The organism is Fictibacillus sp. 5RED26, assembly GCF_015903895.1.
Lineage (GTDB): Bacteria > Bacillota > Bacilli > Bacillales > Fictibacillaceae > Fictibacillus > Fictibacillus phosphorivorans.
In genome coordinates, this window is sequence record NZ_JACZDU010000004.1 from 254,288 (window position 1) to 269,477 (window position 15,190).

The 15,190-nt window shown below is 39.6% G+C and carries 16 protein-coding genes and 1 other annotated feature; of the genes, 7 read left to right on the forward strand and 9 right to left on the reverse strand.

The window, feature by feature from the left end; genetic code table 11:
- The first annotated feature begins 81 nt into the window (after positions 1 to 81).
- Positions 82 to 1,344 (forward strand): NAD(P)/FAD-dependent oxidoreductase, encoded by a 1,263-nt coding sequence (locus IHV10_RS16110; RefSeq protein WP_197131754.1) that lies wholly within the window; start codon positions 82 to 84, stop codon positions 1,342 to 1,344.
- 57 nt (positions 1,345 to 1,401) lie between these two features.
- On the opposite strand, the gene IHV10_RS16115 is transcribed toward IHV10_RS16110, so the two are convergent.
- The 5 genes from IHV10_RS16115 to leuS all read right to left on the reverse strand — a co-directional run bounded on the left by IHV10_RS16115 (position 1,402) and on the right by leuS (position 7,322).
- Positions 1,402 to 1,605, reverse strand: a complete 204-nt coding sequence (locus IHV10_RS16115) for a sporulation protein Cse60 (RefSeq protein WP_197131758.1) — start codon at positions 1,603 to 1,605, stop codon at positions 1,402 to 1,404.
- A 91-nt stretch (positions 1,606 to 1,696) separates the two neighbouring features.
- Complete coding sequence (locus tag IHV10_RS16120) at positions 1,697 to 2,332, reverse strand: SDR family oxidoreductase (protein ID WP_197131761.1); 636 nt, start codon at positions 2,330 to 2,332, stop codon at positions 1,697 to 1,699.
- Between the two features lie 197 nt (positions 2,333 to 2,529).
- On the reverse strand, positions 2,530 to 4,449 hold the full coding sequence (locus IHV10_RS16125) for a putative bifunctional diguanylate cyclase/phosphodiesterase (protein ID WP_197131764.1): 1,920 nt from the start codon (positions 4,447 to 4,449) through the stop codon (positions 2,530 to 2,532).
- A 137-nt stretch (positions 4,450 to 4,586) separates the two neighbouring features.
- On the reverse strand, positions 4,587 to 4,886 hold the full coding sequence (locus IHV10_RS16130) for a rhodanese-like domain-containing protein (protein ID WP_197131767.1): 300 nt from the start codon (positions 4,884 to 4,886) through the stop codon (positions 4,587 to 4,589).
- A 15-nt stretch (positions 4,887 to 4,901) separates the two neighbouring features.
- Positions 4,902 to 7,322: a leucine--tRNA ligase gene (leuS, locus tag IHV10_RS16135; protein WP_197131783.1), complete on the reverse strand. Its 2,421-nt coding sequence runs from the start codon at positions 7,320 to 7,322 to the stop codon at positions 4,902 to 4,904.
- A 61-nt stretch (positions 7,323 to 7,383) separates the two neighbouring features.
- Positions 7,384 to 7,612: a binding site (T-box leader), on the reverse strand.
- A 200-nt stretch (positions 7,613 to 7,812) separates the two neighbouring features.
- Here leuS and IHV10_RS16140 point away from each other — a divergent pair.
- Positions 7,813 to 8,382 carry a biotin transporter BioY gene (locus IHV10_RS16140; RefSeq protein WP_197131785.1) on the forward strand — a complete coding sequence of 190 codons (570 nt, stop codon included), beginning with the start codon at positions 7,813 to 7,815 and terminating at the stop codon, positions 8,380 to 8,382.
- A 73-nt stretch (positions 8,383 to 8,455) separates the two neighbouring features.
- On the opposite strand, the gene IHV10_RS16145 is transcribed toward IHV10_RS16140, so the two are convergent.
- Positions 8,456 to 9,652, reverse strand: coding sequence for an MDR family MFS transporter (locus tag IHV10_RS16145; protein WP_197131787.1), 1,197 nt, complete (start codon positions 9,650 to 9,652; stop codon positions 8,456 to 8,458).
- A gap of 165 nt (positions 9,653 to 9,817) precedes the next feature.
- On the opposite strand from IHV10_RS16145, the gene IHV10_RS16150 reads away from it, so the two are divergent.
- Together IHV10_RS16150 and IHV10_RS16155 are read left to right on the forward strand one after the other, a co-directional pair.
- Entirely contained in the window at positions 9,818 to 10,783 is a 966-nt protein-coding gene (locus tag IHV10_RS16150) for a TIGR01212 family radical SAM protein (protein ID WP_197131789.1), read from the forward strand.
- Positions 10,780 to 11,355: a class I SAM-dependent methyltransferase gene (locus tag IHV10_RS16155; RefSeq protein WP_197131791.1), complete on the forward strand. Its 576-nt coding sequence runs from the start codon at positions 10,780 to 10,782 to the stop codon at positions 11,353 to 11,355. The genes IHV10_RS16150 and IHV10_RS16155 overlap by 4 nt, the downstream gene beginning before the upstream one ends.
- Before the next feature lie 334 nt (positions 11,356 to 11,689).
- Here the strand turns inward: IHV10_RS16155 and IHV10_RS16160 are convergent, their stop codons facing one another.
- Both IHV10_RS16160 and IHV10_RS16165 read right to left on the reverse strand, forming a co-directional pair.
- Entirely contained in the window at positions 11,690 to 12,760 is a 1,071-nt protein-coding gene (locus tag IHV10_RS16160) for a tetraprenyl-beta-curcumene synthase family protein (RefSeq protein WP_197131793.1), read from the reverse strand.
- A gap of 41 nt (positions 12,761 to 12,801) precedes the next feature.
- Positions 12,802 to 13,590, reverse strand: coding sequence for an alpha/beta hydrolase (locus IHV10_RS16165; protein WP_197131795.1), 789 nt, complete (start codon positions 13,588 to 13,590; stop codon positions 12,802 to 12,804).
- An 84-nt stretch (positions 13,591 to 13,674) separates the two neighbouring features.
- Here IHV10_RS16165 and IHV10_RS16170 point away from each other — a divergent pair, with 84 nt between their 5' ends.
- Positions 13,675 to 14,193: a gamma carbonic anhydrase family protein gene (locus IHV10_RS16170; RefSeq protein WP_197131798.1), complete on the forward strand. Its 519-nt coding sequence runs from the start codon at positions 13,675 to 13,677 to the stop codon at positions 14,191 to 14,193.
- Here the strand turns inward: IHV10_RS16170 and IHV10_RS16175 are convergent.
- A complete protein-coding gene (locus tag IHV10_RS16175) occupies positions 14,183 to 14,554 on the reverse strand; it encodes a VOC family protein (RefSeq protein ID WP_197131801.1) in 372 nt (123 codons plus the stop codon). The two genes, IHV10_RS16170 and IHV10_RS16175, sit on opposite strands and share 11 nt — an antisense overlap.
- A 139-nt stretch (positions 14,555 to 14,693) precedes the next feature.
- Between IHV10_RS16175 and IHV10_RS16180 the strand changes: the two genes are divergently transcribed.
- On the forward strand, positions 14,694 to 14,912 hold the full coding sequence (locus IHV10_RS16180; RefSeq protein ID WP_197131804.1) for a spore coat associated protein CotJA: 219 nt from the start codon (positions 14,694 to 14,696) through the stop codon (positions 14,910 to 14,912).
- Between the two features lie 41 nt (positions 14,913 to 14,953).
- Positions 14,954 to 15,181, forward strand: coding sequence for a spore coat protein CotJB (locus IHV10_RS16185; RefSeq protein WP_197132171.1), 228 nt, complete (start codon positions 14,954 to 14,956; stop codon positions 15,179 to 15,181).
- Positions 15,182 to 15,190 lie beyond the last annotated feature (9 nt).

Here is a 15,190-nt window from a genome sequence, read left to right on the forward strand (position 1 = left end):
GAAAACATATAGTCTTTTTGATTAAGCTATGCTATTGTATGAAATGATTTTTATTGAACGTATTTAGAAAGTTGGGATCGTATGATTTATGATTGTATAGTGATCGGCGGTGGACCTTCTGGCCTCATGGCTAGTGTAGGGGCTGCCACGAATGGTGCACGCGTACTATTGATCGATAAAGGAGAAAAACTAGGTCGTAAACTTGCTATTTCTGGAGGCGGGCGTTGTAACGTCACAAACCGACTGCCTGTTGAAGAAATTATCAAACACATTCCAGGTAACGGCCGTTTTTTATACAGCGCCTTTTCCGTTTTTAACAACGAAGACATCATTCAATTCTTCGAAGGACTAGGCATTCAATTGAAAGAAGAAGACCATGGGCGTATGTTCCCTGTTACAAATAAGGCGACTGATGTGGTTGCTGCTCTTCTGCAAAAAATAAAGCAGCTTGGAGTTACGATTCGAACCAACACTCCTGTAAAAACGATTCATTATGGTGATGATATCCACGAGATCATTCTGCATAGTGGAGAAGTGATCCATACTAAATCAATCGTAATCGCTGTAGGCGGTAAATCAGTTCCGCATACGGGTTCCACAGGAGATGGTTATGCATGGGCAAAAAAGGCGGGGCACACGATTACAGAGCTCTATCCAACAGAGGTTCCCATCACTTCATTTGAATCATTCATCAAACAAAAGACCTTACAAGGTATCTCGTTAAGAAATGTTGCACTCTCAGTATGGAATCCAAAAGGAAAGTTGATTAAAGCCCATCAAATGGATATGATCTTTACTCATTTTGGAGTATCAGGACCTGCAGCATTACGGTGCAGTCAATATGTAGTCAAAGCCTTGAAAAAGTTCGATGTACCATCTATCGAGATGAGAATCGATTCGTTTCCTGAAGAAAATGAAGAGACCCTGCTTACTTCTCTACAGAAAAAGATAGATGCTGATCCTAAAAAAGCCTTTAAAAATGTAATTAAAGGACTACTTCCAGAAAAGTTTCTTCACTTTTTAATCGAACGCGCTGAGATTGATGGTGACTCCATCGCGGATCAAGTATCCAAACAAGCCCTTCGTCAGCTTGTTGCACAAATGAAGAGTTTCACTTTTTCTGTTAATGGCACCTTATCTATTGAAAAAGCTTTCGTTACAGGAGGCGGCGTATCAGTTAAAGAGATCGCACCTCAAACGATGGCATCTAAGAAGCAAGAAGGTTTATTCTTCTGTGGTGAAATCTTAGATCTGCACGGATACACAGGCGGTTATAATATTACTGTTGCCTTTGTTACAGGAAACATTGCAGGCACTAACGCGGCTTACCATGCAATGGGGTAAGCTTGAGCCCTAAAAAATAGGAAGAGTGGCAACCCATTTAGCGGTTGCCACTCTTCCTTATTTAGGTGATTCTATCTTTTTATAGATAATCATGGCTGAAAAAGAAAACATCGTATCGTCCTCTGAGTGCACATTATCACATACGGCTATTTGATAGTTAATATCCACAATATTTTCAGGAGGAACAGTACTCAGAAACTCATTTATAGCGATCTCTAAATCTTCTTCATGATCTTCATCAAAGATTTTCACTTGAATCATAAAAAAGCATCCCCTTTCGGCCAAGTGTTTTGGTATTTCTTCGGCCTCTGGAGATGCTTATCCTTTGTTAGGTTTTGACTAGTTTTGTCTTTTACAGATTTTCAAGAGCAGTTTGAATAGGTACTTCTCCTTCAATCAATTCAAAGACTTTGTGGTTAACTTTTTCATTTCCGAGGCAGGCTGCAAGTGTTCTTGCTACATCTGCTCGAGGTATAGAACCGCGCTCGTTCAGTTTTTCTTTGGCTTGAATCAATCCCATTCCATCATCATCTGTCAGGGCACCTGGACGTAAGATCGTATAATTTAAGGAGCTGTTTATCAGTTCTTGATCAGCTTTTCCTTTTGCCTCTAAATAATGCTGAAGTCCTTCTGGTCCTTTTTCAGGAGTGTCTGCCCCAACTGAACTTACTAGAATGAATTGTTTCACCTTATGTTTTTGCGCTAATTGTATGGACTTTACCGCTCCTTCATAATCTACAGCATCTGTTTTCTCTGGTCCTGTATGACCACCTGAACCAGCTGTGAAGATAACAGCTTCAATCCCTTCATAAACATGCTCAAAATCTTGTTCCAAATCACCTAGAACGGCAGTAATATTCTCATGCAGAAAATGATCTTGCTGTTCTTTCTTTCTGACCATCGCTTTTACAGAGTGTTCTTGATCAGCTAGTATGTTAGATGTCATTTTACCAATATTACCGTTTGCTCCAATCACTAATACATTCACTACATATCCACTCCTTCTATTTGTCTACTTATGTAGTGTTTCACGAAATGATGAATATAAAACATTTGGTTGTGTAATAGAAGTATTTTAAGTAGGTCAGGAGGTTCTGAACGTACAATTTGAGAATTGTGATTTGTTCTGAAATCCAATAAAAAAAGCTCAAAACACCGTTCATCCACGACGTTTTAAGCTTCTTTCTAATTCATAACAACATTCTTATGTAACTGTCTTTGGAGTTCATCAGCATGAAGCGGCTTGTACAGATGATAACCTTGGCCGAATACACACCCTTGCTCTACTAAGAAATCGATCTGCTCACGGCTTTCGATTCCTTCTGCAATTACACTAAAATCGAGATTATGTCCCATATCAATTATCGTTTTTACAATCGCTCCTGCTTTTGAATCTGTCAAAATATCATCGATAAACATCTTATCAATCTTTAATGTATCAACGGGTAATTGTCTCAAATACGTTAACGAGGAATAACCTGTACCAAAGTCATCGACAGATATGCGAATTCCTTTCGCCCTTAAAGAATTTAATATCGGAAGAGCTTCCTCCATGTTTTGCATCGTGGTACTTTCTGTAATCTCCAGCTCTAATGAAGTAGGAGGAAACTCAGTTTCAGCTAAAATACTTTCAACTCTTTCGATAAATGCTTCTTCTAATAGTTGTCTAACCGATATATTTACGGAGATTAAGAGATCACTAAAGCCATTTTTATGCCAATGTACCCCTTGCAAACAAGCTTCTCTTAACACCCATTCTCCGATTGGTAGAATCATCCCCGTCTCTTCAGCTATTGGTATGAATTCAGCAGGAGAGATCATCCCTTCATCTTCTTTATTCCAGCGCAATAACGCTTCGACACCCAGAATCTTATTATTTCCGATATGAACTAAAGGTTGATAAACAAGAAAGAATTCTTTGTTCGTTAAAGCTCTTCTTAAACCATGCTCGAGAGTTAACCTTCTTTCCATCTTGCCATCACGTTGCTCTGTGAAAAATTGATAATTGTTTCGTCCTTTTTCCTTTGCTTGGTACAAAGCGGAATCTGCGCGTTTTAAGAGTGTTTCACTGTCTGAACCATTCCCTGGATATGTACTGATACCTATGCTTGGTGTTGTAAATACTTCTTGTCCACTCAACTTGAACGGTTTTGTAAAAGCTTGAATGATCTGTTCTGCTTTTTGTTTGATCTCACTGATTTCTTTAAAGTTTAACAAAATCAGAAATTCATCTCCACTTCTCCTAAACACGGTTCCGTTATATCCAACCGTAACCTTTAAAAGTTCTGCTACCTTCTGCAGCAACAGATCACCAAAGCTATGCCCAAGAGTATCGTTCAGAACATTAAACCGATCTAGATCCACGTACAACAGAGCTAGATTGCGACTCTGTACGTCCGCTTCCTTTATTTGTTTTTCTATCGTCTGCATAAATCCATTACGATTAGGCAGCCCCGTTAGTTCATCATAATAAGCCATATGCTCAATCGTAATTTCAGCTCTTTTTCTTTCTGTAATATCAATAAGAATAGAGTTAAAATCAACTAATTTTTTGTTGGCATCTAAAAAGGGAATTCCCCGATCTTGAATCCAGCGTATCTCACCGTTCGGCTTCATAATTCGATACTCACTTGTAGTGATCAATCCGTTTTGAATCGCGATGCCTCGTTTTATGATGATTTCGTCATCATCAGGGTGAATGACCTTTTTCCATAATTCTGAGTCATCATAAAAAGCTTGCAAAGGATAACCATATAACTTTTCAATACCCGATGTGATCAAAAGTTTATTGGTCTTCAAATTGTGTGACCATATCGCAACATCGATACTGTCAAATATATTTTGAAGCTTCACTCGACTCGCTTCTAATTCCGCAAAAGTTTCTTTGTGATTTAAGATCTCTTGCTCTAAATTTATTGCATAACTATCTTTTACGATCAGCATCTTATAAATCAAAATTGCAAAAAGAACAACAATTCCTAAGTCGATCCCATATATCAAATAGCTCTGATTATACATTAATCCTATTGTGCTTACAGTATGTAAGGTAAACAAAACCGCTATGATATAGGTCCATTTTTTTGTTTTTGCGTGTTTTAATGGCATTTGTAAGCCTCCAAGGCTATTAAGTATACCTTTTCTATCGGCTATTTCATGGAAATTTAAACTTTCTTCAATAAAGTAAACATACTTATAAAAAAAACTCTCTGCTCAAGTCATGAGCAGAGAGTAATATTATCGTTTTAGTCCTTATTATATTCCAGCATGCCGCCTGTCATATTCTTGACCTTAAATCCATGATCTAGCAGGAAATAAGCAACATTCTCACTGCGGCGTCCGGAACGGCAGACGATGATGTGTTCTTCGTCCTTGTTTATTTCATCTAGACGAACTGGTATTTCACCCATTTTGATATGCGCTGCTTCTGGGATCTTCCCTTCAGCTACTTCTTCATCTTCTCGAACATCAATCAGAGATATCTTTTTGCCCTCTTTGAGCAATTGCTTTACTTCTGATGGTGAAATTTCTTTTAACTCTTCCATGAACGTTTGCCTCCTTTAATTCGCAACGATATTCACAAGCTTACCTGGAACTGTAATCACTTTGCGAATCGTCTTTCCTTCAATGCTTTGTTGAACGGATTCATCTTTTAGAGCAGCTTCTTCCATATCAGAACCACTGATGTTAGCCGCAATCGTCATCTTTGCTTTAAGTTTGCCGTTAACTTGAACAACGATTTCAACTTCATTTTCTACAAGCTGTGCTTCATCCCAAACCGGCCAAGACGCATATGCGATGCTGCCTTCTCCACCTAGCATTTCCCAAAGCTCTTCACAAATATGCGGAGCGATCGGGGAAAGCATCTTAACAAAACCTTGCATGAAATCCTTTGGAAGAACTTCTTGTTTGTTTGCTTCATTTACAAACACCATCAATTGAGAAATGGCTGTATTAAAGCGCAGCCCTTCATAATCTTCTGTTACTTTTTTAACCGTCATATGATATAGACGATTGAAGGCATCTGTGCCCTGCGCATCTCTAATGGAAGGATTTATCTTCTCTCCATTTTCAGCCAGAAGCAATCTCCATACACGATCCAAGAATCTGCGAGCTCCGTCTAAACCAGTTGTGCTCCATGCGATTGAAGCATCAAGTGGGCCCATAAACATCTCATACAAACGAAGTGTATCCGCACCATGACTCGATACAATCTCATCCGGGTTAACAACATTTCCTTTAGATTTACTCATCTTTTCATTATTTTCTCCAAGAATCATCCCTTGGTTGAAAAGTTTTTGGAAAGGTTCTTTTGTTGGTACGATACCTAGGTCGTAAAGAACCTTATGCCAGAAACGAGCATAAAGAAGATGCAACACCGCGTGCTCCGCTCCACCGATATAAATGTCAACTGGAAGCCAATGCTTCAACTTTTCAGGAGATGCCAATTGCTCCTCGTTTTTTGGATCGATATAACGAAGGTAATACCAGCAGCTTCCTGCCCACTGAGGCATCGTATTCGTTTCACGACGTCCTTTCTTTCCTGTTTCAGGATCTACAACGTTTACCCACTCTTCAACGTTAGCGAGAGGAGATTCTCCTGTGCCTGACGGTTTGATCTCTTTAACAATCGGAAGAAGAAGAGGAAGTTGATCTTCTGAAACCGTCGACATCGTACCATCTTCCCAATGAATAACCGGAATCGGCTCGCCCCAATAACGCTGACGTGAGAATAACCAGTCACGAAGACGATAAGTAATCTTCTTCTCACCTTTTTTGTTCTCAGAAAGCCATTCGTTCATTGTTGCAATCGCTTTTTCTTTCTGCATGCCATTCAAGAAATCTGAATTAACGTGTTCACCATCACCTGTGTATGCTTCTTCTGCCACGTTTCCGCCGGCAACCACTTCAGCGATCGGAAGTTCAAACTTAACTGCGAACTCATGATCACGTTCATCATGCGCAGGAACTGCCATAATCGCACCCGTTCCATAGCTTGCTAGTACATAGTCTGCAATCCAGATCGGAAGTTTTGCACCTGTTACAGGATGAATCGCATATGCACCAGTAAACACACCAGACTTTTCTTTTGCAAGCTCTGTACGTTCAAGATCAGACTTTGTTTCTACTTGTCTTTGATAAGCGGTTACTGCCTCTTTTTGGTCTTCTGTTACAATATCGTTTACTAGTTTATTTTCAGGAGCTAAAACTAAGTATGTCGCACCGAAAAGTGTATCAGGTCGTGTCGTGAACACTGTGATTTTAGAAGAATGTCCATCTACATCAAAGTGTACTTCAGCTCCCTCTGAGCGGCCGATCCAGTTTCGCTGCATGTCTTTCAAGCTCTCAGGCCAATCTAGTTCATCTAGATCTTCTAACAATCTGTCAGCGTATGCTGTGATCTTAAGCATCCATTGTCTCATAGGTTTACGAACAACAGGATGGCCGCCACGTTCACTTTTTCCATCGATGACTTCTTCGTTTGCAAGTACCGTTCCAAGTGCTTCACACCAGTTAACAGGTACTTCATCTACATACGCAAGTCCTTTATTATAAAGCTGGATAAAGATCCATTGAGTCCATTTGTAATAAGAAGGATCTGTTGTGTTAACTTCACGGTCCCAGTCATAAGAGAAACCAAGCTCTTTAATTTGTCTGCGGAACGTATTGATGTTTGTTTCTGTAAATTCTGCTGGATCGTTTCCTGTATCAAGCGCATACTGTTCGGCAGGAAGTCCGAAAGCATCCCACCCCATCGGATGAAGTACGTTGTATCCTTGCATACGCTTCATTCTAGATAGAATATCTGTCGCCGTATAACCTTCTGGATGACCAACATGAAGGCCAGCTCCAGATGGGTATGGAAACATATCTAGCGCGTAAAATTTCTTTTTATCATATTCTTCTTTTGTTTGGAACGTCTTGTTCTCATCCCAGAACTGTTGCCACTTTTTCTCGATTGTTTTGTGGTTATAATACATAACCGATCCTCCTTAGAAAACTATACTTTTAAAAACAAAAAACCTCCCGCCCCTAATAAACATTAGGGACGAAAGGTTAGTTAACAATTTAAACCTGCCGCGGTACCACCCTGATTAATGCAAAAATCGCATTCACTCGGAAACATACCTTAACGCGGCGAACGGCAAGCATTACTTCATTCACACTTGCAACTAAAGGGCGAGTTCAAAAAAGTCCGGGTTGACTTGCACCAGCCGTCAACTCTCTATCATTCCATTCTTTTTTTACTATTCCCTATCATCGTTATTAAAAATTTAGATGCTAATTTGTATTTTATGAATAACTCCCTAAATTGTCAAGGTTGTTTAGACGTATAATAGCCTATTTTTCCCACTTTTAAACAAATGCTATATCGATGTAAGCGGTATCTTGACAAACGTTTAGGAGCTGTATAATGTTATGTTAACCGTTATTATTTTCATGTTAACATTTAAAAGGGGTGCCACAAACATGCATGAAACCAACGAAAAACTGAAGATGTCACTTTACGCAGCTCTGATGGCAGGAATTACAGCGATTCTTGCTCAGCTGACCATTCCACTACCGGTAGTTCCGATTACAGGGCAGACATTAGCGATTGGTCTTTGCGCAACTATTTTAGGTCGTAAATACGGCACATTAGCTGTGATGATCTACGTCGCTATGGGTGCGATCGGTCTCCCAGTATTTTCTGAAGCTAAAGGTGGGTTCATGGTACTGATCGGTCCAACAGGAGGCTATATCGTCGGCTTTATTATCGCTGCCTATATCACTGGACTCATTTTAGAAAAGACAAGTTTTACTCTGCTGCCAGCTGTTGGTGCAAATATAGTAGGTATGGTGATCACACTTGTTTTTGGTGCCGTTCAACTAAAGTTCATCGCAAGCCTTAGCTGGGAACAAGCGATGAGTGGTGGTGTTATTCCTTTTTTACTTGTCGGAGTAATTAAAGCCATTTTAGCTTCCGTTCTTGGTGTTACGATCAGAAGAAGATTAATGTCAGCTAAACTGCTTCCAAAAGAAGAAACAAGAGCCGCTTAATTCATTAAAATATGAACCAAGAGACCGTGATTATCCTATCACGGTCTCTTGGTTGTTCATTTACCTATAAATCTCAAGAAGCTTGTTGAGGAATTTCAGTTTGCTGAATGGCATGTCGACTCTTGCTATATAGGATCGTTAAAATGAAAGCAAGCACCATCAGGCCGATAATCGTTTGAAACAACACAGATATGTTGAACAGATCGGCGATCATTCCTCCAAACAACGGACCGAGCATCCTTCCGCCTGTGGCAGTAGAATTTACGATTCCTTGATAGAATCCTGCTCTGCCTTCAGGAGCGAGCTCTGCTGCGATGGATGGAACACCTGGCCATACGAGCATCTCTCCTATTGTCAGCACAATCATCGCTACCATAAACCCACTAAAGTCTTTTGCATTTCCCACCATCACAAATGAAATGACAAATATACAATAACCGACCAAAATTTGAGATGTTGTAGAATGAAGCCACTTTTTCAAGAAAAGGTTGACCAGCGGCTGACCAAGAACGATAAACACACCATTAACGGTCCAGAGTAAACTATACATTTTCAGACTTACCCCTAGTGATTGCGTATAAGCGGCGATCGTGGACTGCCACTGAACATAACCTATCCAAGCCAACAGATACCCTCCGCATAAAATTAACAAAGCAATAAACGCTTCTTTGTTGTGAATTCTTTTACGTTGAGAAAAAACGGTTTGCACAGATGCTTCTTCTTTTTCATCTATGCCTTTAAAGCCGAATAACACAATAATAAAAAATACAAAAGATAGAGTGGAACAACTGATGAATGATAGTGTGAAAGAATATGAAGCTGCAAATCCACCAAGAGCAGCCCCAAGCGCCACTCCTACATTCTGTGCAATATAGATTCTGTTAAACGCCTTCCTTCCACCCTCTTTCCACATCGTACCTGCTAATGCATACATAGATGGAAAGACGATTCCCATTCCAAATCCCATAAAAACAAGAAGGATACTGTACATCCAAAAATCATGAAACCAGATTAATAAGAAAGAAGTCGTAAATGAAATGGAGACTCCGAGCATAATCGTCTTGTAGCCTCCTAATTTATCAAACAGCAATCCTCCCGTTAAGTTGCCGATGATTCCAGCACCTGAGTTAAGTAATAGAACCATTCCTGCTACGGTAAGTGACTTACCAAGGTGTTCATGTATAAAAATCGTATTGATCGGCCACAAAAAACTTGAGCCCGTCACATTAAGTGCCATTCCAATAATGAGCAGCCATACTTTCGCTGGCATAAATATCCCCCGCTTGCTAACTAAGATGTCATAAACCACTCTGTATTTTATTCCTTTTTCCTGCACTTTACAATTTGAAAGTACTGACAACTCATTTTGCCGCTCACCGTGCGAACATGCTACAATGTCATATGGTGCTCATCACCGTATGAAGGAGTGAGAAAGATGACACACCTTATGGAAAAACCAGATTATTTTGGAGAAAAAAGATATTACACATGGAATCAGCATTTAAAGTCCCATTTGGTAGATAAAATTATTAAAGTACCACTTGATGGCGGATTCGATTGTCCGAATCGTGATGGCAACGCAGCATTTGGAGGATGTACCTTCTGCTCTCAAAGCGGCTCAGGAGATTTTGCAGGAAACCGCCGTGACGATATCATCACACAGTTTCACACCGTTAAAGAAAGAATGCATTCGAAATGGAAAAAAGGTAAATATATAGGCTATTTTCAAGCTTTTACGAACACGTACGCTCCTGTTGAGCAACTAAAAGAGCTATATGAAACGGTGCTCGAACAAGAAGGTGTTGTTGGACTTTCCATTGCTACGAGACCTGATTGTTTACCGGATGATGTGATCGAATATCTTGCTGACTTAAATAAACGAACTTATCTTTGGATCGAGTTAGGACTTCAGACTGTACATGAGCGAACAGCATTGCTCATCAACAGAGCTCATGACTACGCAACATATGTAGAAGGAGTAGAAAAACTTCGAAAACATAACATTAGAGTGTGTACACACATCATTAACGGATTGCCTTTAGAAACTCCTGAAATGATGATGGAAACAGCAAGGGAAGTTGCGAAACTAGATGTCCAAGGAATCAAGATTCATTTGCTTCATCTTCTGAAAAAGACACCGATGGTCAAACAATACGAACAAGGTATGTTAGAATTTCTTGATTTTGACACATATGTAAAACTTGTTTGTGACCAACTAGAGATTCTTCCCCCACATATGATGATTCATCGACTAACTGGTGACGGACCATCTGACTTATTAGTAGGACCGATGTGGAGTCTAAATAAATGGAAAGTGTTAAACGCGATCGAAAGTGAGCTTAAAAATAGGAATAGTTATCAAGGGAAATTTTATAATACGTCTGAGGTGAACACCCTATGAAATTAGAAGGAGTTTTGCCGTTTGCGAGAACACTTCTTCGTACATTTTGTGATGAGGGAGATATCGTAATTGATGCAACATGCGGAAACGGAAACGACACTTTATTTTTATCAAAACTCGTCGGTGAGAGCGGCCATGTGTTTGCTTTTGATATTCAAAAGCAAGCAATCGAGAACTCAAAGCAACGACTTGTTGATCATCATGCAAATGATAATGTTACCTTTTATCATGCCTCTCATGATGAGTTAACAACTCAGTTACCTAGTGATCTTCATACAAAAGTAACTGCCGCTATTTTTAACCTCGGCTACTTGCCTGGAAGCGATAAGTCGATTACAACAACAGGATCATCTACAATCGGTGCTATTGAACAGCTCCTGCAACTATTAAAACCTGAAGGCGTCATCATACTCGTGATCTACCATGGGCATGAAGAGGGAAAAAGAGAAAAAGAACTAGTCATGAATTATGTAAAACAGCTGGATCAAAAACAGGCTCATGTTTTACAATACGAATTTATTAATCAAAAAAACGACCCGCCATTTGTAGTCGCAATCGAAAAAAGAGGCTGAACTCAACTAATCAAAGTTGATTCAGCCTTTTTTAAAGTATACTCTTGTTAAATGGTGCAGTCTCAGGATTCAGAAACTAGTCGCCATCTATACACGTTGGGGTATTATGCATCATCAATCCAGAAATTTGAGCACGCAATCCAGAAGTTTCGGCTGTTTATCCACGAGATTTGCCTCTCCATCCAAAAGTTTTTGTCTTTTATCCACGAGTTTGCAATCCTCGACAAATTACGTAATAGTTACTATTCTCACATACCCCAGCTAAATGCGAACCACATGGAGCGGGGACCAACCAATTCTAAGAGCTACAAAGCTTGCTCAATCAGCATTTATATTATGAGATAGAAGGTTTTAATCTTTGATATAATTTTCGATTTACATAGAAGAAGTAACTCGTTACGCCACCAACTTTAACGAGCTTTGCTGCCATCTTTTTGATTCCAGGGCTCTCAGACACCTTCCGATCTGCAAGATAGATCCCTAAGAGACCTCTTTGGATCAAACGGTGAAACCTTGAGTTAGGCAGGTTTGCACAGCTTTTCTCTGCTTTTTCCGCAAAATAAACCATACGTTCTAACATGTGCTGATCATTCTTATAATACGTACAAAAATTAAGATCACCTTCTAACTTGTCCTCATTTTGATCAATAAAATAATCCAAAAGAATATGAAGACCTTGTAGCCATGGAAAATATCCTTTCTTTATCGTTGCAGCAGATTCTTTCGTGAAGTTTCCTTGAAACGCATAGCTGACTAAACAGAATATGCCAAGCGTTGAACCTGCACAAGCTGAAAATTCGTACCAAGTTATATCTGGTAGAACGGATTGATACTCTCCAAACCAACTGATTAGACGTGGCTCTCTTTCTTGAACGATTACATGTTTATGTACTTGCAGGTCACAATAAATCGAAGCAAGTCCGATTAGTTCACTTGCGATATTCGGATAAGCTTTCATCTCTGACAAAACACTTTGACACGTGTAGACAAGTTCGTTTAAATAACCTCCGTCGTCCTGTTCTTCTCTGTAACGATAATAATTAGTAGGAACAGCGCCAGGAGATAGGGCATGAAACATGCTTTCATGAAGTGCTCGGAAATCTTTTTCATTCAGTGACGTGCTTCGGTCACAAAGATTATCTAAATAGTCGCTGATCGTTTGGTACGCCACCACAAACTCTATGGCTTTTTTGCGCTGGTTACCTGCTAGCAGTGTAAGGATAGCTCCCCCTTCACAGTGAAACATCTTATCCGATATGCTGCTAACTGCCTGTTTTCTTAATTCAGGGTTAGGAATCTTTTCAGCTCTATCATGCCAGGTCTTCAGCAGATGACTGACAGCCGGAAAAATCTGCGTATAAACGGAATACATCAATCCCCAAGGGTGAACCGGAACTTTGTTCATAAGATGGCTCCTTTTGTTTATTTCTTTCCTTACCTTTTTCTTTAATCGACCTCGCTATGCAAAAATAGAAATTTTTTCACATAATTAAAAACATGATCTCTTTCAGGCTCGTTTAATACTTCATGATATAGTGATGGAAATTCTTTATACCATTTTTCGTCGAGTTGCACTGCGTTAAACCATTGCATAACTTTCATTTTGTCCACGATTCGATCATCCCCCGCTTGTAAAAGCATTAAAGGTACATTTGGGAAATCTTTATAATGATCAAAAACATGTTTTATCGAACCAATCAACTCTCGATACCACCTGACAGATACTTTCTTAACGATCAACTTATCCTCTCTATCACGAATACGTATCTCTTCGTTCCTTGTAGCACTGCCTTCAGGTAAGTTGGTCGCTAACCTTACACTCGGAGCGAGTTTGTTCAATAGAACGGAAACGGCTTCTTTTCCTTTTGATGGGTAATGAACCAATCCTAAACACGGAGAGGATAAGATTACCGCTTTTACGCTTAGCCTTTTTTCCATCAAGGTTCTGATCACAGCTAATCCACCCATGCTATGTCCTAAGATATATACGGGAAGGCCTAATTTCTCGGCTTCTAGATACCATTTTTCTATGGTTTGGATATAATCGTCGAATGCATCAATATGTCCTCTTCTTCTCGTTGTCGTACCTTGACCAGGAAGATCGCCTGAAACACAATGCAAGCCCGCTTCGTTCAGTTGCTTGATGACCCAATCATACCTGCCATGATGTTCATTTGCACCATGTACGACAACGATTGTTCCGATCGCATCCTTTTTTGTTTTCCACGTCCACATTTCTCCACCTTCTTCTCTATTCATAAGACTTGATGATTTGCTAAACTGTAGATAGATAAATATTGATAATAGGAGTGTATAATTATGATCTATCCATTTGGAGATAAACAACCTAAGATTTCAGAAACTGCCTTTATTGCAGACTATGTCACCATAACGGGTGATGTTCAGATTGGCGAATATTCTTCTGTATGGTTTAACACATCCATACGAGGAGATGTTTCCCCGACTATCATTGGAAACTATGTAAATGTTCAAGATAATTCCGTTCTTCATCAAAGCCCGAACCGCCCTCTTCATTTAAAAGATGGCGTTACAGTTGGACATAGCGTGATTTTACATAGTTGTGTCGTTGAAGAGAACGCATTGATCGGAATGGGTTCACTCGTGCTCGATGGAGCTCACATTGGACAAGGAGCTTTTATAGGCGCAGGAAGTCTTGTTCCTCCTGGAAAAAAGATACCACCTAATACGTTAGCTTTCGGTCGGCCTGCTAAGGTGATTAGAGAATTAACAGAAGAAGATATCACGGACATGAACCGCATTCGCCGTGAATATTACGAGAAAGGTCAGTATTATAAGTCCTTGCAGCCTAAACGTTAAACTCGATTAGGTTACCATCTGGATCACTCACAAAAACTTGATGCCACTCTGTTTTGTTTGTTGGTTTGTTAACATAAGGAACGTTATGAACATCTAATGTTTTTATTAGCTTGTCCATGTCGGTAACTCTTATCGCAAAATGACCGTCTCTGCTATCAATCTCAGTCGTATTTCTTCTAGCCTTACCTTTAGGATGAACGATCAAATGAAGCTGTGTGTCACCGATATCATACCAAACGCCTGGAAAATCAAACTGCGGGCGTTTTTTATTTTGCTTGAAACCGAGAATTCCCTCATAAAAATAAAGGGATTCTTTTAGATTTGTTACAAGTAAGGATACATGATGTATTCCTGCATACATGTACTTCCACCTCACCTCTCTGTATGTTTTGCCCATAATTTTAACATAGAAACAAACAATTTGAGATGAATTCGTACTGAAACTGCCTTCCTTTTGAATACTTATAATAAAAGTTAACAATATGAAAGGAAGTTGTCTGATGCGTCCATCTAACCAAAAGTCTTATGTTCCTTATCATAGCCCTTACGATCCGTGCCCTCCGATCGGAAAAAAATATTACTCTACTCCTCCTAATCTATATATGGGATTCCAACCATATAACCTGCCACAATACTCACCAAAAGAAGCACTCCAAAAAGGCACATTATGGCCAGCATTTTATGATTATTATGAAAATCCCTATGAAAGAAGGAGGTAATCTTCGTGCCATCAACCTTACCTGAAGAGTTCTATCAGTGGATGGAAGAACTGCAAGCAGTTGATTTTGTTCTTGTGGAACTTACTTTATATCTCGATACACACCCACAAGATGAATCTGCAGTCCAACAGTTTAATCAGTTCGCAAAACAAAGAAAACAGATCAAAAGAGCCATTGAATCAAAATATGGTCCTCTCCAGCAATACGGAAACAGTTATTCAGGTATGCCATGGAATTGGAGTGACGGACCATGGCCGTGGCAGTTATAAAGCGAAAGG